The organism is Polaribacter vadi (genome assembly GCF_001761365.1).
In the GTDB taxonomy this organism is placed as follows: domain Bacteria; phylum Bacteroidota; class Bacteroidia; order Flavobacteriales; family Flavobacteriaceae; genus Polaribacter; species Polaribacter vadi.
On record NZ_CP017477.1, the window covers coordinates 897,469 to 917,875 of the forward strand.

Annotated in this window: 22 protein-coding genes; 15 read left to right on the forward strand and 7 right to left on the reverse strand. The window is 28.4% G+C overall.

Going from position 1 to position 20,407, the window contains the following annotated elements; all coding sequences use genetic code 11:
- Positions 1-11: 11 nt before the first annotated feature.
- Positions 12-794 carry an MBL fold metallo-hydrolase gene (locus LPB03_RS04055; RefSeq protein ID WP_065319152.1) on the reverse strand — a complete coding sequence of 261 codons (783 nt, stop codon included), beginning with the start codon at positions 792-794 and terminating at the stop codon, positions 12-14.
- A gap of 77 nt (positions 795-871) precedes the next feature.
- On the opposite strand from LPB03_RS04055, the gene LPB03_RS04060 reads away from it, so the two are divergent.
- From LPB03_RS04060 to LPB03_RS04075, 4 genes are read left to right on the forward strand one after another with little or no spacing between them, the layout of a single operon-like run.
- Positions 872-2,320: a nicotinate-nucleotide adenylyltransferase gene (locus LPB03_RS04060; protein ID WP_065319151.1), complete on the forward strand. Its 1,449-nt coding sequence runs from the start codon at positions 872-874 to the stop codon at positions 2,318-2,320.
- A gap of 53 nt (positions 2,321-2,373) precedes the next feature.
- Entirely contained in the window at positions 2,374-2,922 is a 549-nt protein-coding gene (locus LPB03_RS04065; RefSeq protein ID WP_065319150.1) for an RNA polymerase sigma factor, read from the forward strand.
- Positions 2,923-2,953: 31 nt separating this feature from the next.
- Positions 2,954-3,493 (forward strand): hypothetical protein, encoded by a 540-nt coding sequence (locus tag LPB03_RS04070; protein WP_065319149.1) that lies wholly within the window; start codon positions 2,954-2,956, stop codon positions 3,491-3,493.
- 11 nt (positions 3,494-3,504) lie between these two features.
- The gene (locus LPB03_RS04075; RefSeq protein ID WP_065319148.1) at positions 3,505-3,966 is read left to right on the forward strand and encodes a hypothetical protein; all 462 of its coding nucleotides are present in this window, start codon (positions 3,505-3,507) and stop codon (positions 3,964-3,966) included.
- A gap of 54 nt (positions 3,967-4,020) precedes the next feature.
- Here LPB03_RS04075 and LPB03_RS04080 read toward each other — a convergent pair whose 3' ends face one another.
- The 4 genes from LPB03_RS04080 to kdsB form a co-directional block, all read right to left on the reverse strand.
- On the reverse strand, positions 4,021-4,218 hold the full coding sequence (locus LPB03_RS04080; RefSeq protein ID WP_065319385.1) for a hypothetical protein: 198 nt from the start codon (positions 4,216-4,218) through the stop codon (positions 4,021-4,023).
- A gap of 129 nt (positions 4,219-4,347) precedes the next feature.
- Complete coding sequence (locus LPB03_RS04085; protein WP_026777456.1) at positions 4,348-4,608, reverse strand: hypothetical protein; 261 nt, start codon at positions 4,606-4,608, stop codon at positions 4,348-4,350.
- A gap of 41 nt (positions 4,609-4,649) precedes the next feature.
- Complete coding sequence (locus LPB03_RS04090) at positions 4,650-5,342, reverse strand: HAD family hydrolase (protein ID WP_065319147.1); 693 nt, start codon at positions 5,340-5,342, stop codon at positions 4,650-4,652.
- Positions 5,335-6,069 (reverse strand): 3-deoxy-manno-octulosonate cytidylyltransferase, encoded by a 735-nt coding sequence (gene kdsB / locus LPB03_RS04095; protein ID WP_065319146.1) that lies wholly within the window; start codon positions 6,067-6,069, stop codon positions 5,335-5,337. Before kdsB ends, LPB03_RS04090 begins: the two co-directional genes overlap by 8 nt.
- A 103-nt stretch (positions 6,070-6,172) precedes the next feature.
- Between kdsB and LPB03_RS04100 the strand changes: the two genes are divergently transcribed.
- Both LPB03_RS04100 and LPB03_RS04105 read left to right on the forward strand, forming a co-directional pair.
- Positions 6,173-6,340: a lmo0937 family membrane protein gene (locus tag LPB03_RS04100; protein WP_026777453.1), complete on the forward strand. Its 168-nt coding sequence runs from the start codon at positions 6,173-6,175 to the stop codon at positions 6,338-6,340.
- 380 nt (positions 6,341-6,720) lie between these two features.
- On the forward strand, positions 6,721-7,635 hold the full coding sequence (locus LPB03_RS04105; RefSeq protein ID WP_139058952.1) for a hypothetical protein: 915 nt from the start codon (positions 6,721-6,723) through the stop codon (positions 7,633-7,635).
- Between the two features lie 42 nt (positions 7,636-7,677).
- On the opposite strand, the gene LPB03_RS04110 is transcribed toward LPB03_RS04105, so the two are convergent.
- Both LPB03_RS04110 and idi read right to left on the reverse strand, forming a co-directional pair.
- Positions 7,678-8,091 (reverse strand): 6-pyruvoyl trahydropterin synthase family protein, encoded by a 414-nt coding sequence (locus LPB03_RS04110; protein WP_065319143.1) that lies wholly within the window; start codon positions 8,089-8,091, stop codon positions 7,678-7,680.
- Entirely contained in the window at positions 8,084-8,602 is a 519-nt protein-coding gene (gene idi, locus LPB03_RS04115) for an isopentenyl-diphosphate Delta-isomerase (RefSeq protein WP_065319142.1), read from the reverse strand. Before idi ends, LPB03_RS04110 begins: the two co-directional genes overlap by 8 nt.
- A gap of 121 nt (positions 8,603-8,723) precedes the next feature.
- Here idi and LPB03_RS04120 point away from each other — a divergent pair, with 121 nt between their 5' ends.
- From LPB03_RS04120 to LPB03_RS04160, 9 genes are all read left to right on the forward strand, one after another.
- Positions 8,724-9,431: a peptidylprolyl isomerase gene (locus LPB03_RS04120; RefSeq protein WP_065319384.1), complete on the forward strand. Its 708-nt coding sequence runs from the start codon at positions 8,724-8,726 to the stop codon at positions 9,429-9,431.
- Positions 9,432-9,643: 212 nt separating this feature from the next.
- Positions 9,644-11,236: a peptide chain release factor 3 gene (locus tag LPB03_RS04125; protein WP_065319141.1), complete on the forward strand. Its 1,593-nt coding sequence runs from the start codon at positions 9,644-9,646 to the stop codon at positions 11,234-11,236.
- 4 nt (positions 11,237-11,240) lie between these two features.
- Positions 11,241-12,824: a hypothetical protein gene (locus LPB03_RS04130; RefSeq protein WP_065319383.1), complete on the forward strand. Its 1,584-nt coding sequence runs from the start codon at positions 11,241-11,243 to the stop codon at positions 12,822-12,824.
- Positions 12,825-12,933: 109 nt separating this feature from the next.
- Positions 12,934-13,866 carry a peptidylprolyl isomerase gene (locus LPB03_RS04135; protein WP_065319140.1) on the forward strand — a complete coding sequence of 311 codons (933 nt, stop codon included), beginning with the start codon at positions 12,934-12,936 and terminating at the stop codon, positions 13,864-13,866.
- Between the two features lie 107 nt (positions 13,867-13,973).
- The gene (locus tag LPB03_RS04140) at positions 13,974-14,771 is read left to right on the forward strand and encodes a TrmH family RNA methyltransferase (protein WP_065319139.1); all 798 of its coding nucleotides are present in this window, start codon (positions 13,974-13,976) and stop codon (positions 14,769-14,771) included.
- Between the two features lie 298 nt (positions 14,772-15,069).
- Positions 15,070-15,813 (forward strand): polyphosphate--glucose phosphotransferase, encoded by a 744-nt coding sequence (gene ppgK, locus LPB03_RS04145; protein ID WP_065319138.1) that lies wholly within the window; start codon positions 15,070-15,072, stop codon positions 15,811-15,813.
- A 53-nt stretch (positions 15,814-15,866) separates the two neighbouring features.
- Positions 15,867-16,661 carry a hypothetical protein gene (locus tag LPB03_RS04150; protein ID WP_065319137.1) on the forward strand — a complete coding sequence of 265 codons (795 nt, stop codon included), beginning with the start codon at positions 15,867-15,869 and terminating at the stop codon, positions 16,659-16,661.
- Positions 16,662-16,677: 16 nt separating this feature from the next.
- Positions 16,678-17,910, forward strand: coding sequence for a M48 family metallopeptidase (locus LPB03_RS04155; protein WP_065319136.1), 1,233 nt, complete (start codon positions 16,678-16,680; stop codon positions 17,908-17,910).
- A 211-nt stretch (positions 17,911-18,121) separates the two neighbouring features.
- On the forward strand, positions 18,122-20,344 hold the full coding sequence (locus LPB03_RS04160; protein ID WP_065319135.1) for a RelA/SpoT family protein: 2,223 nt from the start codon (positions 18,122-18,124) through the stop codon (positions 20,342-20,344).
- The last annotated feature ends 63 nt before the right edge of the window (positions 20,345-20,407 follow it).

Sequence of the window (20,407 nt, forward strand, 5' to 3'; positions counted from 1 at the left end):
ATTATAAAAACCTATAAAGTAATTTTTAAACCATCAAAAGCTAAAAAAACATTTTCAGGTAATGTTTTAGAAACTTCCTCATGGAAACCTAATTTATGGCTAATATGTGTAAAATATACTTTTTTTGGTTGCAATTCTTCTACAAAATTTAAGGCTTCTTGCAAATTAAAATGAGTTGGATGTTCTTCAATTCTCAAAGCATTAACCACCAAAACATCTAAATTTTTCAACTTTTCTATTTGCGATTTGCTAATACTTTTAACATCTGTTAAATAGGCAAAATCTTGAAACCTGTATCCTGTAACTGGTAAGTTTCCATGCATAACTTCTATAGGAATTACCTGCAAATCATCTACATAAAAAGAGGTTTTATCTACAACATTAGGACAAACACTTGGAGCTCCTGGATACCTATTTTCAGTAGAAAATATATATTGAAAACGCTGCTCTAAACTATGTAAAGTTCTCTGATTTAAATAAATAGGCATCCCTCCTATTTGATAACAATAAGGTCTTAAATCATCTATACCTGCTGTATGATCTGAATGTTCGTGCGTAAAAAAAACACCATTGATAAGCTGCACATTTTCACGCAACATTTGTTGTCTAAAATCAGGACCACAATCTATGGTATAGTTTACATCATCCCATGAAATTAAAATAGAAGATCGTAAACGTTTGTCTTTTAAATCTTCTGACAAACAAACAGGATCTTTACTAGCAATCATTGGAATGCCTTGTGAGGTTCCTGTACCTAAAAAAGTAATCGTTAACAGTTTTTTATCAGTATTCATTACAACAAAAATAAGATAAAAATTGACTGGTAGCGTTCTTATTTAGTACATTTGTTTACGAAAATAAAAATCCATACATGGCAATTTCTTTAAGAGGAGATCAAGAAATTAGTAGTGTACCAACTACTAAAAGTAAAGCATTAAGAATAAATTTAAATACAGACATTTACGGAACTTTTGCAGAAATTGGAGCTGGACAAGAAACGGCTCGTAATTTTTTTAGATCTGGAGCTGCATCTGGTACTATTGCAAAAGCAATGAGTGCTTATGATAAGGATTTTTCTGACGCTATTTATGGAATGGAAGAGGATAAACGTTATGTTACTCAGCCTCGTTTACAAACCATGTTACGTCATGAAATTGATTTAATAGAAGACAGGTTAAGCAGACAAAAACATCCTGATAAATTGTTTTTTAGTTATGCAAACACAGTAACTACGATAGATTTTGCAAGAAAATTTAAAGGTCATGGTTGGGTTGGAATTCGTTTTCAATTAGATCCTTTAGAAGGATATAATGAAATTGTTTTACACTTACGTTTTAAAGAAACAGATGCTCGTTTACAACAAGAAACATTGGGTATTTTAGGTGTAAACTTAATTTATGGTGCTTTTTATTTAAATGATAATCCTAAAGATTTGGTAAAATCTTTTTATGATAATTTAGGAAATCATCAGTTAGAAATTGATATGATTAATTTCTCTGGCCCACGTTTTATGTATGTTGATAACAGATTAATGAGTTTACAACTCCTTAAAAATGGCATGACAAACGCAGTTATGTTTGGTCCAGATGGAAACAACTTATTACCTGCACAAGTTTTATATAAAAAGAACATTTTAGCTTTACGTGGTAGTTTTAGACCTGTTACAAAAGTGAATATGGATATGTTTGAACAATCCAAAAAAATGTTTTTAAATGAAGCAAAAGTTAAAGAAGATAAAACGCAAGTAATTTTTGAAATTACTTTAAGTAATTTATCTGCAGAAGGTAAAATTAATGAAAGAGATTTTTTAGATAGAGCAGAATTACTTTGTTCATTAGGACAAAATGTAATGATTACAAGCTTTCAGCAATATTTTAAATTGGTAGAATATTTTAGTGAATTTACCAAAGAAAGAATGGCTTTAGCCATGGGCGTTTACAACTTAATTCAAATTTTTGATGAAAAATACTACAGAGATTTAAGTGGTGGTATTTTAGAAGCATTTGGTAAATTATTCCATAGAGATTTAAAAGTATATATGTATCCTTATCATGATCAAGAATCTGACGAATATATAAATAGTTCCAACTTAAAAGTACACCCAAGAACTAAAGAGTTATACAAATACTTTAAAAATAATGGTAGACTTGTAGACATCAAAGATTTTGATAAAGATAGTTTAGATATTTTTTCTAGAACCGTTTTAAAGATGATTATGAATGGTGAAAAAGGTTGGGAAGAAATGTTGCCAGAAGGAATTGCAGAAACTATTAAACAAAAACGTTTATTTGGCTACTCTAGAACTAGAGGAAAAAATTAGCCTTTTTAATTAAACCTTTTTTCTATTTTTCTGTCTAATTAAAAAAATGTTTTTTGATAGACGAAATTACATTAGTACAGCAACTACAAAATACTAAAACCAGAGACAAAGCTTTTGGGGTTTTAATAACGCAATACAAACAGCGTTTATATTGGCATATTCGTAAAATTGTACTAGTACATGATGATGCAGATGATGTATTGCAAAATACTTTCGTAAAAATTTTTAGAAATATTGAAAAATTTAACGGAGAAAGTAAATTGTATTCTTGGATGTACAGAATTGCCACAAACGAATCTATTACTTTTATAAATAAAAGAGCCAAAGAAAGAAATGTAGATATTGCAGATTATCATGAACAATTAGCAAGTACTTTACAAAGCGATGTGCATTTTTCTGGTGATGAAATTCAACTAATTTTACAAAAAGCAATTGCTACTTTACCTGTAAAACAACAACTTGTTTTTAACATGAAATATTTTGAGGAATTAAAATACGACCAAATATCAGAAATTTTAGAAACCTCTGTTGGTGCACTCAAAGCCTCTTATTTTCATGCAGTTAAGAAAATTGAAAAATATATAAAAACAAAAACAGATTAAACCTTTTTACATTTTAAAGGTCTAAACAATAATGGAAAACGAATTAAAAAATAGCGTTCATTACATCAACAATAAAGTTGGCAAAAAAACTGGTTTTTCTGCTCCAACTAATTATTTTGATAATTTGCAAGATAGCATTCAAGCAAAAATAGCTGAAGAAAGTTTCAGTAAAAAAAGTGCGTTTAAAGTTCCCGAGAATTATTTTGATGATTTAGAAAACAACATTTTACTAAAAATTTCATCCGAAGAAAAAGAAACAAAAGTTATTTCTTTTAAAGAACGTGTTTTTAAATTGATTCCGATTGCAGCAGCAGCTTCTATTATATTGTTTATTGGTTTAAATTCTTTTGTTTTTAATACCAGTGATGAACTTACATTAGATTCACTTTCTAATAATGATATTGAATATTGGTTAGATACTAACACATTTCATTCTACTGATATTACTACAATTTATGAAGATGAAATATTAGAAGAAAATGAGTTCTTGTTTAACGAACTTAAAGATGAAAGTATTGAAGATTATATAAACTCAATAGACGATCCATCTTTATTAAATGAATTGAATTAAAAATATAGATCATGAAAAAAATAATAATTTTTATAAGTATTTGCCTTCTTTGCGTGCTTTCTGCAACAGCGCAAACAAAAGACGAAAGCAGAGATAAAATAAAGGCTTTAAAAATTTCCTACATCACAGAACAGTTAAGTTTAACGACGGATGAAGCTCAAAAGTTTTGGCCTATTTATAATTTGTATGATAAAGAACAATTTAATTTACGAATTAATTACAAAACTTCGTTAAGAAAATCAATTAAAAGTATTGAAGAAATTGACAATTTAAATGAAGTTGATGCAAAAAAATTAATTGCTTTAAAATTACTTACAGACAAGCAATTATATGAATCTCAAAAAAATTTTATAAATAAAATGGAAGGGGTTTTATCAGCTAAAAAGATTATAAAATTACAAATTTCAGAAATGGAATTTGCAAGAAAATTAATGAAAAAATACCGAAAGAAACGACCAGATTCTAAAGATTAAAGTCATAAAAAAAGGAGCTAAAAATATAGCTCCTTTTTTTTATGTATCTAAATGTTACTTATTTATCAAATTGAAACAGACAAATAATTCTGGTTTGTTTGCTGTAAATTGTTTTAGCCAAATTGTTAATTCTTGAATTTCAAAAGGCAATAATCTTTGTAAAGATTTCTCTAATTCTCTACAAAACAATTCTGAATTAAAACTTACTTTTTTCAAAATTACTTTGGTGTACTCAAACATTGCTCTAGCCATTCTTTTTAAAAATTTAATGTTACTAACTAAACGTAATTTCCTGTATTTTATTACTTTACCAAATATAACAAAAAATACCAACATTAAAAATAATGTTGGTATTAAAGTTTTGTTTATAAACTGTTAAATTTATAAGCTATTTACTTTTTCAACTAAAGCTTTTGCTTTCGTTTCTAATTCTTGATTAATTGCTTTGTAATGAGCCTTTTTATTTTCAACGTTTTTTGCGTTTACTTTTGCAATTAAACCATCGAAAGTTTCAATAGCTTCATCTACAATTTGGTCTCCTTTTTTTTGTTCGTTTTTTAAGGTTGATACATCTAAAGTATATTCAATAACATCACCTAAAACGTAATTAATATCTTTTTTTAAATTTTTAATATTTGCCATAATTTCTTATTCTTTAATTGCTGCAAAGTTAGTTTATTTATTTAAAAGAGCGCTATAACATCTTTTATATTTGAAACAGTTTTATATGTTGCTTTTGCAGATACTTGTTCAGAAACTTCTTCATGCATCCAAGTTGTATGGAAAGGAACATGTATTGCAGCTGCTCCAATTTTTATCAAGGGTAAAACATCTGACTTTAAAGAGTTCCCAATCATTAAAAATTGTGATGGCTCAATATCTAAATGTTGTATTAACTTTAAATAATCTTTCTCTTTTTTATCGCTCATAACCTCTATATGATGAAAATATTTGAGCAGGTTCGATTTTTCTAATTTGCGCTCTTGATCTAACAAATCTCCTTTTGTGGCTAAAATTAATTTGTATTTACCTTGTAAATTTTTTAAAACATCCTCTATTCCATCTAATAATTCTATTGGTTTTTCCAGCATGTTTTTACCAATATTTAAAATAGCTTCAATTGTTTTTTGTTGAACTTGATAATTAGAAATCTCCAAAGCACATTCAATCATCGATAATATAAAACCTTTAACTCCATAACCATATTGACTTAAATTTCTGATTTCGGTTTTAAAAAGTTCTTGATCTATTTTATTTTTGGTTTCGTATTTTGAAAGTAGTTCTGCAAATTCTTCTTCAGCTTCTCTAAAATAGGTTTCATTTACCCATAAAGTATCATCAGCATCAAAAGCAATAACTTTTATATTTTTATACATTTTTTAAATGTTGAATCGCTTTTTCTAAATCTTCTGGAGTATCAATACCAACTGCTTCTACATTTGTTTCTACCATTTTTATTTTTTTACCAATTTCTTGATAACGAATCGCTTCAATTTTTTCTGCTGCTTCTAAAGGCGTAATTGGTGTTTTATAAAAATCTAACAATGCTTGTTTTCTAAAGGCATAAACTCCCTTATGTTTATAATATTTTACTGCAACTTCTTTGTCTCTATGATAAGGAATTACGCTTCTAGAAAAGTAAATTGCCAAATTATTTATATCTGTAATTACCTTTACATTATTAGGGTTTTCAATATCTTCTTGGTTTGTAATTTGAACTTTTAAAGAAGCTAAATCAATTTCTTTTTTTTCATCAGCCTTAAAAACAGCGACTAATTTTGTTAAAGAAACAGTATCTATAAAAGGCTCATCTCCTTGAACATTAATTACTATATCTGCATCTATATTTTGTACGGCTTCTGCAATTCTATCAGAACCACATTCGTGTTCTTTTATGCTCATTATTACATTTCCATTCGCTTTTTTAATGGTTTCAGAAATTATATCAGAATCTGTAACTACGTAAACTTCATCAAATAAATTGGTTTTTAACGTTGCTTCGTAAGTTCTTACAATTACTGGTTTGCCACCCAAATCCTTCATTAATTTACCTGGAAAACGAGAAGCACTATATCTTGCAGGAATCATTGCAATTACTTTCATATTTTTTTAATATTTACGCATCAAAGATAATATTTAAATGGATAGCGTTAATTCAAATTTAACAGTCTCTATATTTTTACAGCGAACTAAAAAAACAAAAATTATGAGAAGTATATTATGGTTAGTCGCAGTTATTTGTATCGTTGTTTGGTTGTTAGGCTTTTTAGGAGTGATAGCAGGAATGGCAACAGGAAATTTAATCCATATTTTATTAGTGATCGCAATTATTAGTATTTTATATAATTTAATTACTGGTAGAAAACCCCTGTAAAAAAATACCCAAAAATATTTTATAAAAAAGTTCAAGACATATCTTGAACTTTTTTTTTAGATTATATTTAGTTTTTAATAAAAAATTAGATTGCTAAAGTTTTAAATTGATAACTACAACTTTTTAAGAAACATTGGTTGCAATAGAGAATATACTCGACAAATATAGATAAAGATGATATACATTTTTATTAAAAGACATTTGTAAGGTTTTTATTTAAATTAAATTTTGAAACAAGCCAAAACTCTAAAAGTTTTAGTATTTTTATTGCCTGATTCCTCAATTTGATAATTATATTTTTTTGGCATGAAAAATGCAATTTATTCATAAATAAGTACATTTTTATTGTCCTTTTATATTTTATATAATCCTATTAACAATTGAGAAAAACCATTCTTTTCGCATTCTTTTTATGTATAGTTTTCAACATATTTAGTAATGATAGAACTTTATACGTAGATAATTTCAGCAACATTATTGGCAGCCCAAACAAGGAAGATAAACTACTTCTTTTTGCAATGAGAAACGATTTTAAAACTTTAATTTTATATGATTTAAATAAAGTTGATAAAATTTGGTCTTTATCTGATCCAAGAAAAAATAATGTTTTAGCAGAATTTATTTTAAAAGCCAAAACCGAATTTAACATTAAAAATGTTGGAGCTTCTGGTGAATGTGCTTCTTTTTTCACCAATACCATACATCTTTATAACAACTCCAGAAACAAACCTGATGAAAAGTTTGATATTTATAATTTAGAATATGAATACTGGTCTAAAAAAGCATCTGGAGAAAATGGTTATTATTGTGAAAATTACTTAAAAGCAAATTCATCACCTTGTAATAGAGAAGGCTCTTTTAATTTCTTTATTGAAAATTTAAAAGAACTAAAAAAACTAATAAAAAATAATACTCATTCTATAAAAATTGATGCGTATGTTGGTTACTATTCTCAAAAAGAAATTGAATTGATTGCTAAATATTCAGATAGATTAATTGTACAGGCTTTTGGTAGAAACCCAGAAACAAGTTTTAAATACGCTAAGAAAAATTTAGAGCATGTTTTAAACAACAATAGTACTATAAAAACATCTATTGTGTTTTCTACAAGAATGGATAAAATGGGTTATTTTTTTAAATTTAATGATTTAGAAAAAAGTGAAAGTTTATTTTTTGATGAAATGAATAACTACAGTATAAATTTCAAGAAAAACTTAAACTTAGATGGCTTTAGCTACCACACATTCAGTTTTTTAGAAAAATCTGTTAGCTACTACTCTTACAGAAAAAATTAAACTATTTTTTATTATTGATATATAATTCGTAAGTAAAAACCACTATTCTCCTGCATAACTTACAAAGTTTCTAGGAGTTTCATAAAGCGTGATTTTTAAATCTAAATGAGTTGGAATATGAGGTCTTAATTTATCATAAATAACAACAGCAATATTTTCTGCTGTAGGATTTAAATTTTTAAACTCTTTAACTTCTACATTTAAATTTTTATGATCAAAACTGTTTTCTATTTCAGCTTTAATTAAAGAACTTAATACACCTAAGTCATATACATAACCTGTTTCCTTGTCAATTTCTCCTGTTAAAGAAACAATCAATTCGTAATTGTGTCCATGAAAATTAGGGTTGCTACATTTGCTAAAAACTTCAAGGTTTTTTTCTTCAGACCAATCTTTTCTATACAACCTATGAGCTGCATTAAAATGTGCTTTTCTATGAACTGTAACTTTAGGCATTTGTTAGTTTATCAAAAGATTTATCAAAAATTATTTTAAACCATTCAGTGTAAATCTCAGGATTATTTTCAATATCCTTTTTCACATCTTTTAAAGGCATCCATTTATAAGATGCTACTTCCTCCTTATTAATATTTGGTTTGTCTTCAAAAGAGCCAATTAACACAAAATCTAATTCGTGTTCAGTTAAACCATTATCAAAAGGTGCTTTATAAATAAAAGAAAAAACCTCTTTTAAATCTGTTGTAAAACCCATTTCTTCTTGCAAACGTCTTCTACCTGCTTCTACATTACTCTCTCCTTCTCTTTGATGAGAACAACAGGTATTTGTCCATAATAAAGGCGAATGATATTTAGATGCTGCTCTTTGTTGCAACATTAATTCTCCTTTTTCATTAAAAACAAACACAGAAAATGCTCTGTGTAAAACAGCTTTTTCATGTGCTTCCATTTTAGGCATTAAACCTATTTGGTTATTTTTTTCATCAACTAAAACAACTAATTCCTCCATAATTGCAAATATAAAGGAATCAAACAGCAATAAAAACTTAAAGTTATTATAAAGTCATTAGATTTATCTATTCTTTTATGTTGATGATTTATCTTTGAGTTTTATAAAAAATATTTTAAAAGTGAAGTTTTTATTTCGATTGTCTTTTGTTGTTCTGTGTGTTTTTTTTTATCAATGTGATGATGCTCCAAAAAAAAAGGAGATTTCAAAAAAGGAAAATCTAAAAAGTGAAAAAATCATTGAAAAAGATACGATAGCAATTGACGAGGAAAAAAAATGGAATACCATAAACAGTTCTAATACCGAAGATTTTTTATTAGCTTATGGTAAAGAAAATCCAGAAACCAAGGTTATTATCAAAACTAAATTTGGGAATATAAAAATTCGTCTGTTTGAAGATGTTCCTGCTCACAGAGCTAGCTTTATTTATCTTACAAAAAATGAATATTTTAATACAACAGTTATTTATAGAGTCGCCAAAAACTTTGTAATTCAGGGAGGTAATTCCGATAATTATTTAACTGTAGAAGAAAGAACAAAACACGGAAATTACTTAATAAAACCTGAATTCAAAAAACACAGAATTCATAAATATGGTTCTTTAGCAGCTGCAAGAGAATGGGATAATAACCCAAATAAATTATCCAATCCTTTTGAATTTTATGTGGTTCAGAATAAAAAAGGAGCTCCGCATTTAGATAATCAACATACCGTTTTTGGGGAGGTTTTTGAAGGTTTTGATACTATGACTAAAATATCTAAAGTAGAAGTTGGCGCAGATGATTGGCCTATGGATGAAATTCCAATCACTGTTGAAATTTTGGAGTAAATTTCCACTTTGCCTTTCAGAAATTTTTCCAAATAAAAATGTTTTGATTATTTGATGTTTGTTTTTAATTCGTGAATTTCTAGCATCCATCAAAAGATCAATTATAATCTTTATGAGCATCAAAAATCAGCAAAAATTACCTCTTATTTTCAAGCAAAATTCAACGCAAAAATTATAGAATAAACCCTATCTTTGCACCTCAAATTTTGTAGATGAGTTTTTTAAAAGAAATAGCACGTAGAAGAACATTTGGAATCATTTCGCATCCAGATGCAGGTAAAACTACACTTACTGAAAAATTATTATTATTTGGTGGCGCCATTCAAGAAGCAGGTGCTGTAAAAAATAATAAAATTAAAAAAGGCGCAACTTCCGATTTTATGGAAATTGAGCGTCAAAGAGGAATTTCTGTAGCAACTTCTGTCTTAGCTTTTATTTATAAAGACAAAAAAATAAACATTTTAGATACACCTGGTCACAAAGATTTTGCAGAAGATACTTTTAGAACTTTAACAGCTGTAGATAGTGTTATTGTTGTAATTGATGTTGCAAAAGGTGTAGAACCACAAACCGAAAAATTAGTTGAAGTTTGTAGAATGAGAAGCATCCCAATGTTGGTTTTTATCAATAAATTGGACAGAGAAGGTAAAGATGCTTTTGATTTGTTAGATGAAGTTGAGCAAAAATTAGGTTTGCGAGTTACCCCCATGAGTTTCCCAATTGGAATGGGTTACGATTTTAAAGGAATTTACAATATTTGGGAAAAGAAATTAAATCTTTTTTCTGGCGATAACAAAACCACAATTTCAGAAGGTGTTCAGTTTGATGATTTATCAAACCCTGAACTAGACAAAGCTGTTGGTAAAAAAGCGGCAGATACTTTACGTGAAGAAATCGAATTAATTAGTGAGGTTTATCCTGATTTTAATAGAGATGAATATTTAAAAGGAGAATTACAACCTGTATTTTTTGGATCAGCTTTAAATAATTTTGGAGTTAAAGAATTGTTGGAAGCTTTTATTGAAATTGCTCCTTCTCCTCAACCTAAAAAAGCTGAGGAACGTTTAGTAGATTCTAAAGAGAAAAAAATGACAGGTTTTGTGTTTAAAATCCATGCAAATATGGATCCTAAACACAGAGATAGATTGGCATTTATTAAAATAGTTTCTGGAACTTTTAAAAGAAATTCGCCATATTTACATGTTAGAAATGGTAAAAAAGTAAAATTTTCGAGTCCGAATGCATTTTTTGCTGAAAAGAAAGAAATTGTTGACGAGTCTTTTCCTGGAGATATTGTTGGTATTCATGATACTGGAAATTTTAAAATTGGAGACACTTTAACTGAAGGTGAAGATTTGAATTTTAGAGGGATTCCAAGTTTTTCTCCAGAACATTTTAGATATGTAAACAATGCAGATCCAATGAAGTCTAAACAATTATACAAAGGTTTAGATCAGTTGATGGATGAAGGTGTTGCTCAATTATTTATCCTAGAAATGAATGGACGAAGAGTAATTGGTACTGTTGGTGCTTTGCAATTTGAGGTTATTCAATACAGACTAGAACACGAATATGGTGCAAAATGTACCTATGAAAATTTAAGTGTTCACAAAGCTTGTTGGGTAGAACCTGAAGATAAAAAGAACGATGAATTTAAAGAGTTTAAAAGAGTTAAACAACGTTATTTAGCAAAAGACAAACAAGGGCAATTAGTGTTTTTGGCAGATTCTGCATTTACAATTCAAATGACACAGAGTAAATATCCGTCTGTAAAATTGCATTTTACAAGCGAATTTAAAAAATAAAATGATGAAGAAGATTCTATTTTTATTGCTTGTTCTTTTAAGTTTCAATAGCTTTTCTCAAAATTATAGTTTAGATAATTTAGAAGGAAAAGAATTAAAAAACAGTATTCGTTTAAATTATATTTTAATTGATCAACCAGATAGAACTTATACTTATGGAGATGGAAGCACCTATAAATTAGACCCAACCATGGGTTTATTTGGTTTAAATTATAATATTCCTTTAAATGATTGGTTGTACACAGGTGCTGGTTTTCATGGAGCTGTTTATGGAGATCAAGGTGGTTTATTTACTTTAGGAATTAATTTAGGAGTCAACAAACAACTTTATAAAAATTTATATTTTGATGCCAATATCCATTTTGGTGGTGGAGGTGGTTTTAGAAGTTTGGTAAATGGTGGTGGAATTTTGTATCCAAATGCTGGTTTACAATATAAAACAGACCAGTTTGCTTTTGGTATTCAATATGGGTATGTAAATTTCTTTACAGGTGTACAAAAAGGTGATAATATTTCTTTCTTTGTAGAAATACCAACTACAATTAGAGCTGCTTCTTACAGAGATGCTCAAGAAAAATTCGAAGTAAATAATAATTCCGAAGTTGAATATTGGCAGAAACCTGCTGTAAAAAGTGTTCAACAAATAACTTTTGATTTTCTTTTTCCTATTGGTGATACTAGAAATGATGGAATTGGAAACTTCAACAACACAACTCCTATTACGCAAACATTAAGTTTAATCGGTTTTGAATATCAACGATATTTAACAAAAAATACATTTGCTTATGCTCATTTAGATGCTATGTATGGTGGTTTAAGAGCTGGTTTTATGGATGTTTTTGTTGGTATTGGTAAAAACTTTGTACAAACAAAACATGTAAACTTATTTGCCAAAGCTGGTATTGGAGCTGCAGGAGGTAGAATTTTTCCTGAAGGTGGTTTAACAATGTATCCAAGTTTAGGTGCAGATGTAAAAGTTACCGAAAAAATTGGTGTAAGTCTTCATGGAGGTTATCACAGATCTGTTGGTGGTACTTTTGAAGCATATACAGCTGGTTTTAGTTTAAAGTATTATGGTTTAAGTGGAGGAACAAAAGATCCTTATTCACCAGCAAAAATCAAACAAATAAAAACACAAGGTGTTCAAATAGGCTTTCAGAATCAAACGTATTTTGATGTTGCTATTCTTGACAAACCTGATAATGATTTACAACTATTAGCAGTAAAAATTAATTACGATATTAACAAACGTTTTTATGTAGCTGGTGAAGCTTCATTTGCTTATTTAGGAGGTGCAGGTGGTTATGCTCATGGAATTTTTGGATTAGGAATAAAATCAAATAAATTTTTAAATGATAATTTTTCATTATTTGTAGAAGCTGCAGGTGGTGTTGCAGGTGGTGGAGGTGTAGATTCTGGAGAAGGAATTTTAGTAAGACCAACTGTTGGTATTAATTATCATGTAACAGACGATTTATCTTTTCATGCTTCTGGAGGACAAATGTGGTCTCCTTATGGAAATGTAAATTCATCAAACGTAAATATTGGATTGTCTTATGGATTATCTATCTTAAATGCTAAAAAATAATTTTAATTAAAAATTATTTTAGTGTATTTCAACTATTAAATACAATTAAAAATCAAAATACCAGACTGAACTTGTTGAAGTCTATTTTTTAAATATTAAATTAAAAATTATGAATAACGGAATTTACGCAAAATTCACTACTACAAAAGGTGATATTTTAGTACAATTAGAACACGAAAAAACACCTGGAACTGTTGGTAACTTTGTTGCTTTAGCAGAAGGTAATTTAGAAAATGCTGTAAAAGAGCAAGGAACTCCTTATTATAATGGATTAAAATTTCATAGAGTAATTCCAGATTTTATGATTCAAGGTGGTTGTCCACAAGGAACAGGAACAGGAAATCCTGGTTATAAATTTGATGATGAATTTCATCCAGATTTAAAACATGATGCTCCAGGAAAATTAGCAATGGCTAATTCTGGACCAGCAACTAATGGAAGTCAATTTTACATTACCCACGTTCCTACTCCTTGGTTAGATGGAAAACATACCGTTTTTGGATCTGTTATTGAAGGGCAAGATATTGTAGATGCTGTTGCACAAGGAGATGAGTTAAAATCTATCGAAATTATTAGAGTTGGTGATGCTGCTGAAAAATTTAACGCTGTTGAAGCTTTTAGAACTTTTGAAGGTTCAAGAGAAAAACGTGAAGCAGAAGAAAAAGCAAAACAAAAAGAATTGTTAGATTCTGTTGCTGCTGGTTATGATGAAACTGCAAGCGGTTTACGTTATAAAGTGTTACAAAAAGGAGATGGAAAAAAAGCAACAAAAGGTGCTGGAGTTTCTGTACATTATAAAGGACAATTATTAGATGGAACTGTTTTTGATTCATCTTACAAAAGAAAACAACCAATCGATTTTAATGTTGGTGTTGGTCAAGTAATTTCTGGTTGGGATGAAGGAATTCAATTGTTACAAGTGGGTGATAAAGCTCGTTTTGTAATTCCATCTGATTTGGCTTATGGTTCTGCAGGAGCTGGAGGTGTAATTCCACCAGATGCAACACTTATTTTCGATGTTGAATTAATGGATGTAAAATAAATTACAAACATATTTTTTATAGAAAAGCTCTTCAATTTTTGATAACTGAAGAGTTTTTTTATGCAATCAAATTCACAAAATCCATACATTTAGGTATATTTGTACTAATGAAGGAAATTACAAGCATCCAGAATTCTTACATCAAAAATTTACTAAAAATTCAAGAGAAATCTCGTGAACGTAAAAAACAAGGTTTATTTTTAGTTGAAGGTAAAAGAGAAATTTCTTTAGCAATTGCTGCTAACTATGAATTTGAAGATGTTTTATTTTTAGAAAGTTTTATATCCGAAGAAGAAATTCTACACCTTTTTAATAAAAACATCAATAGAACTATTATTTCTAAAGAAGTATATCAAAAATTAGCCTACAGAGCATCTACAGAAGGCATCATTGGGGTTGTTAGAGCGAAAGATTTCTCCTTAAAAAATATTGTTTTCAAAAACGAAAATCCATTAATTTTAGTTGCTGAAGGTATTGAAAAACCTGGCAATATTGGTGCTTTGCTAAGAACTGCAGATGCTGCAAATATTGATGCCGTTTTTATTGCAGATCCTAAAAGCGATTTATACAACTCAAATATTATTCGCTCTAGTGTTGGTTGTGTTTTTACCAATCAAATTGCCATGGGTTCCTCAGAAGAAATTATTGCTTTTTTACAAGAAAATAATATTGATGTGTATGCAACTACTTTGCAGAATTCTAACGAATATCATCAAGAAAACTACACAAAACCAACTGCAATTGTAGTTGGAACAGAAGCTACTGGTTTGTCTGAAATTTGGCGAGAAAAAGCAACTCAAAACATCAACATACCTATGCAAGGCAACATAGATTCTATGAACGTTTCTGTGGCTGCTGCTATTGTGATTTTTGAAGCGAAAAGACAAAGAAATTTTAAAAAATAATTGCCACAAATACACAAATTAAAATTGGATTCTCTTTTTTAGTTTACTAAAAAAACAAGCCAATATCTAGGTTAAATTCATCGATTTTTTGCAGACTAAAAGTCTGCTTTGTGAAATACGAAGCATAATAAATATATTTAAATCAAATCCGTGAATTCGTGGCTGATAAGTTTAAGAAACTAAAGTGAAAAATACGAATTCACTTAATTTTAACTAAATTTGAAATCAATAAAAAATTTATTTTTAGATAAAAAAATCGTGAATTCGTAGCAGAAAATATAATTTATAGCACAAAAAAATGAAAATATTAGGAATAGATATTGGTGGAACAGGAATGAAAGCTGCAATTGTAGATACAAAAACTGGAGAATTATTATCTGAAAGACACAGAATTCCTACGCCAAAACCAGCAACACCAGAAGCTGTAGCAAAAGCGGTTAAAGAAATTGTAAAACATTTTGATTGGAAAAAAGCAGTGGGTTGTAGTTTTCCTACAACTATTGTAGATGGCAAATGTATTCATACTGGAAATTTAAGCGAAAAGTGGTTAAATGTTAAGGTTGATAAACTTTTTAAAAAAGAATGTAAACTTCCTTTTTATGTAAGTAATGATGCTGATTTGGCTGGACTTGCAGAAGTTAGTTTAGGAGCTGGAAAAAAGGAAAAAGGTGTTGTTATTGTTATTACGATTGGTACAGGCATTGGCTCTGGTTTATTTTTTAATGGTCAATTAATTCCGAATTTAGAATTGGGTAAAATGCTCCATTCAGATGGAAAGATTATTGAACATTTTACTGCAGATTCGGTTAGAAAAAAAGAAGGTTTAACTTTAAAAAAATGGGCGTTAAGATTTGATGAATTATTGAATTACACAAAAATTGTTTTTTCGCCAAGTTTAATTATTTTAGGTGGTGGTATTAGCAAAAGATTCGATGGTTTTAAAGAGTTTTTAAATGCAGATGTGAAAGTAAAAGTTGCTGAATTTAAAAATAATGCTGGTATTATTGGTGCTGCAATGTATGCTCACAAAAAAGATAAGTAGTTCTTTTATAAAATCTGTTTATTAAATTTTCATATAAATTTCATTTAATATTGATGAAAAAGTTACTCCATTTTATAATCATTATACTTTTAACTGTTGTAACACAAATTGGAGGAATTTTATATTTTGCAGCTATTTTAGTTATTAAAAATAATACAGAAAAAAGAAATCTAAAACGAATCTTTACATTTGTAGCATTATATTTATTTTCAACATTTTTCGTAGTTCCTCATATTGCTAAGTTATTTGGTCGTGAAAAGATTAAAGAGACTGAAATAATTCAAGCAAATACATTTTTCACCAAATTACTTAACCGAAATTATGTAAAACCATCGTTAAATAATGTGCTCCAAAAAATTTCTATCAACTTTGAAAAGAAACAAAAAGGAATTAAAATTATTTATTTAGATGCTAATTTTCCATTTATTGATAAATTCCCTCTTCTTCCTCATTTGAGTCATAATGATGGAAAAAAAATAGATTTATCTTTAATATATGAATTAAACAATGGAGAAATCACCAACAAAAAAACTTCAATTAGTGGTTATGGAGTTTATGAAAATCCAAAGAAAAAAGAAATTAAACAATTTGATATCTGTAGTAAAAAAGGATATTGGCAGTATGATTTTCCTAAATATTTATCTTTTGGAAAAATCAATAAAGAAATTCTATTTTCTGAAAAAGCAACTAAAGATTTATTAAACTCTATTTTAAAACAACCTGAAATAGGCAAAATATTTATTGAACCTCACCTTAAAATAAGAATGAATTTAAAAAACTCTAAAATAAGGTTTCATGGTTGCAAAGCTGTAAGACATGATGATCATATTCATTTACAAATAAAATAATAATCAACAAATTAAAATGCAACCAAACACACTTTTCTATATTCTAGTTTCAATCATTAGTATCAGTTTTATTATTGATAAAATTTTAGATACTTTAAACGCGAAACATTTTGATGATAAAATTCCAGCAAAATTAGCGGATGTTTATGATGAAACAGCATACAAGAAATCTCAAGCGTATAAAAAGACGAATGAGAAATTTTCAAACATATCATCTACATTTTCAATTGTATTGACATTAGTTTTTTTCTTTGTTGATGGTTTTAAATATGTAGATGATTTTGCAAGAAGTTTTACAGACAATCCTATTTTAGTAGCGCTGATATTTTTTGGCGTTATTATGTTAGGTTCAGATATTTTAACAACGCCTTTTTCGTATTACAAAACTTTTGTTATTGAAGAAAAATTTGGATTTAATAAATCTACCAAGAAATTATTTTGGCTCGATAAAATAAAAGGTTGGTTGATGAGCATCCTTTTAGGTGGAGGAGTTTTAGCGATAATCATTTGGTTTTATCAATTTGCAGGAAAAGATTTCTGGATCTATGCTTGGGCTTTAGTCGCCGTTTTTTCTTTAATCATGAATATGTTTTATGCAAAATTAATTGTACCATTATTCAACAAACAAACACCTTTGGAAAATGGAGAATTAAAGACTGCTATCGAAAATTATGCTCAAAAAGTTGGTTTTACGTTGAATAATATTTTTGTAATTGATGGTTCTAAAAGATCAACAAAGGCAAATGCTTATTTTTCTGGTTTTGGTTCTCAAAAAAGAATCACACTTTTTGATACTTTAATAAATGATTTAGAAACTGATGAAATTGTGGCTGTCTTAGCACACGAAGTTGGTCATTATAAAAGAAAACATATCATTTTTAATTTGGCTTCCTCTATCCTACTCACAGGATTAACGTTGTTTATTTTATCTCTTTTTATAAATTCATCTTTATTATCAGAAGCTTTGGGAGTTTCTATACCAAGTTTTCATATTGGCTTAATTGCTTTTGGAATTTTATATTCCCCAATTTCTGAAATTACGGGTTTATTTATGAATTATATGTCGAGAAAATTCGAATATCAAGCAGATAATTTTGCCAAAGAAACCTTTGAGGCAACTCCTTTAATTACATCACTTAAAAAGCTATCAAAAAATAGTTTGAGTAATTTAACACCTCATAAAGCATACGTTTTTATGCATTATTCTCATCCAACTCTGTTGGAAAGAATTGAGAATTTAGAGAAGTAAAAATGACACGAATTACACTAATTGGACAAATAACATATTTTCTTTAGCATAACTCATCAAATCTGTGTCACATTTTTTTAATCCAAATTTGTAAAACACCTTCATTTAATAATATCTTTTTTATCAAAATTAATAAACGTTAATCCTTGTCTGTTAAAATAGGTTTTCCTAACTTCACTTTACATTTAACAAGAACCCAACAGCGCAGTTTATGGCATATACAGCAACCATAGAAGAAGAAAATAAAGAAATTGCAAGTCGATATAAAGATTTACTAAAAATCACCTATGAAGTTTTATCAAAAGAAGATAAAGAACTGATTAGAAAGGCTTTTGACATTGCTGTAGATGCACATTCTAAACAACGTAGAAAAACAGGCGAACCTTACATTTTTCATCCAATTGCAGTTGCAAAAATTGTAGCCATGGAAATTGGTTTGGGAGCAGTTTCAATTGCTTCTGCATTATTGCACGATGTTGTAGAAGATACAGAATATACTGTTGAAGATATTGAACATTTATTTGGAGAAACCATTGCAAGAATTGTAAACGGATTGACCAAAATATCACGTTTAAACAAAGAACAAAACGCCTCCATTCAAGCCGAAAATTTCAGAAAAATGCTCTTAACATTAAATGATGATGTTAGGGTTATTTTGATAAAAATTGCTGACAGATTGCATAATATGCAAACTATGGATGCAATGCCTTCTGATAAACAAGTAAAAATTGCTTCTGAAACTTTATATATTTATGCTCCTTTAGCACACAGACTTGGTTTATATAATATAAAAACGGAACTTGAAGATTTAGGCTTAAAATATACAGAACCAGAAGTTTACAATAGCATTGTAGCCAAAGTAAAAGCTAGTAAAGAAGAACAACAAAATTATTTAGAACGTTTTACAGAAACTATTAAAAATGGTTTAAGCAAAGAGAATTTTAATTATGAGATAAAAGGTAGGTTTAAGTCTATTTTTTCTATCAAAAGAAAAATGCTAAAACAGAATGTAACTTTTGATGAAGTTTTTGATAAATATGCAATTAGAATAATTTTTAGTCCAATTTCTGAAGATGAAAAACACGATGCATGGAAAATATATTCAATTGTAACCGATAATTTTAGACCAAATCCTGCACGTTTACGAGATTGGATTTCGCAACCAAAATCTACAGGTTATGAAGCATTGCATATTACAGTTGTTGGGCCAGATGCACAATGGGTAGAAGTGCAAATTAGATCTGAACGAATGAATGAAATTGCAGAAAAAGGTTATGCTGCACATTTTAAATACAAACAAGGTGAGGAAAATGAAAGTGGTTTAGAAGGCTGGTTAAACAAATTAAAAGAAACTTTAGAAAGTCAGAATATTAATGCTGTAGATTTTGTTGAAGATTTTAAACTGAATTTATATGCGAAAGAAATTTATGTTTTTACGCCAAAAGGCGAGCTAAAATCACTCCCAAAAGATGCTTCTGCCTTAGATTTTGCATTTTCTGTGCATACAGATGTTGGTTTAAAATGTAGAGGCGCAAAAGTAAACGGAAAATTAGTTCCTTTAAGTCATACTTTAAGCAGTGGAGATCAAATTGAGGTGATTACAAGTTCTACTAATAAACCAAATTCTAGATGGTTAGATTTTGTGATAACAGCAAGAGCAAAAACTAAAATTAGAGCTGCTCTAAAAGATGAAGAAAAGCAAATTGCTGAGGAAGGAAAAGCTATTTTAACAAGAAAATTACGTCATTTAAAAATTCCTTTTAACGAAAAATCAATTAACGAATTAGTTGTTTATTTTAAATTAAGAACAAGTTTCGATTTATTTTACAGATTTGGAAATGGTGCTATAGACAACACACAGTTAAAAGCCTTTGTATCACAAAAAAATAGTAGTATTTTAAACTTCTTTAAAACAAAGTTAAGAAGAAGTCCATCTGCTAAAGAAAATCAAGAAAATACTGAAGAAGTTACCCATAAATATGATGCTTTAGTTTTTGGTAAGGATGAAGAAAAATTAGATTATACATTATCAAAATGCTGTAACCCAATTCCTGGTGATAAAGTTTTTGGATTTTTAACTATAAATGATGGTATAAAAGTTCACAAGAAAAATTGCCCAAATGCAATTTCTCTACAATCTAATTATGCTTACAGAGTTATGTTGGCTAAATGGATAGATTCTACAAAGCAAGACTTTAAAGCTATTTTACATATTAATGGTGTAGATAATAGTGGAATTGTAAATAACGTTACACGAATTATATCTAGCAATATGGGTGTTTTTATTCACAGTATAAATATTTCTGGAGATGAAGGGGTTTTTGATGGTAAAATATCGTTAAGTGTAAAAAATAGTTCTCAAATACAAAAGCTCATAAAACGTATTCAAAAAGTAGAAGGAGTAAAAACTGTAGAACGTGTTAATAGAATGTAAATATCATTTTATAAAAAAGTAGAAGTTTATTAAGAAATTACAGTAAATTTGTGTTTCGTAAAA

Excerpts from the sequence above, each read along its gene's own strand:
- LPB03_RS04055 (WP_065319152.1), bottom strand. The coding sequence starts at position 794 with ATGAATACTGATAAAAAACTGTTAACGATTACTTTTTTAGGTACAGGA.
- LPB03_RS04060 (WP_065319151.1), top strand. The coding sequence starts at position 872 with ATGGCAATTTCTTTAAGAGGAGATCAAGAAATTAGTAGTGTACCAACT.
- LPB03_RS04070 (WP_065319149.1), top strand. The coding sequence starts at position 2,954 with ATGGAAAACGAATTAAAAAATAGCGTTCATTACATCAACAATAAAGTT.
- LPB03_RS04075 (WP_065319148.1), top strand. The coding sequence starts at position 3,505 with ATGAAAAAAATAATAATTTTTATAAGTATTTGCCTTCTTTGCGTGCTT.
- LPB03_RS04080 (WP_065319385.1), bottom strand. The coding sequence starts at position 4,218 with ATGGCTAGAGCAATGTTTGAGTACACCAAAGTAATTTTGAAAAAAGTA.
- LPB03_RS04085 (WP_026777456.1), bottom strand. The coding sequence starts at position 4,608 with ATGGCAAATATTAAAAATTTAAAAAAAGATATTAATTACGTTTTAGGT.
- LPB03_RS04090 (WP_065319147.1), bottom strand. The coding sequence starts at position 5,342 with ATGTATAAAAATATAAAAGTTATTGCTTTTGATGCTGATGATACTTTA.
- kdsB (WP_065319146.1), bottom strand. The coding sequence starts at position 6,069 with ATGAAAGTAATTGCAATGATTCCTGCAAGATATAGTGCTTCTCGTTTT.
- LPB03_RS04100 (WP_026777453.1), top strand. The coding sequence starts at position 6,173 with ATGAGAAGTATATTATGGTTAGTCGCAGTTATTTGTATCGTTGTTTGG.
- LPB03_RS04110 (WP_065319143.1), bottom strand. The coding sequence starts at position 8,091 with ATGCCTAAAGTTACAGTTCATAGAAAAGCACATTTTAATGCAGCTCAT.
- idi (WP_065319142.1), bottom strand. The coding sequence starts at position 8,602 with ATGGAGGAATTAGTTGTTTTAGTTGATGAAAAAAATAACCAAATAGGT.
- LPB03_RS04125 (WP_065319141.1), top strand. The coding sequence starts at position 9,644 with ATGAGTTTTTTAAAAGAAATAGCACGTAGAAGAACATTTGGAATCATT.
- LPB03_RS04130 (WP_065319383.1), top strand. The coding sequence starts at position 11,241 with ATGAAGAAGATTCTATTTTTATTGCTTGTTCTTTTAAGTTTCAATAGC.
- LPB03_RS04135 (WP_065319140.1), top strand. The coding sequence starts at position 12,934 with ATGAATAACGGAATTTACGCAAAATTCACTACTACAAAAGGTGATATT.
- LPB03_RS04140 (WP_065319139.1), top strand. The coding sequence starts at position 13,974 with ATGAAGGAAATTACAAGCATCCAGAATTCTTACATCAAAAATTTACTA.
- ppgK (WP_065319138.1), top strand. The coding sequence starts at position 15,070 with ATGAAAATATTAGGAATAGATATTGGTGGAACAGGAATGAAAGCTGCA.
- LPB03_RS04150 (WP_065319137.1), top strand. The coding sequence starts at position 15,867 with ATGAAAAAGTTACTCCATTTTATAATCATTATACTTTTAACTGTTGTA.
- LPB03_RS04155 (WP_065319136.1), top strand. The coding sequence starts at position 16,678 with ATGCAACCAAACACACTTTTCTATATTCTAGTTTCAATCATTAGTATC.
- LPB03_RS04160 (WP_065319135.1), top strand. The coding sequence starts at position 18,122 with ATGGCATATACAGCAACCATAGAAGAAGAAAATAAAGAAATTGCAAGT.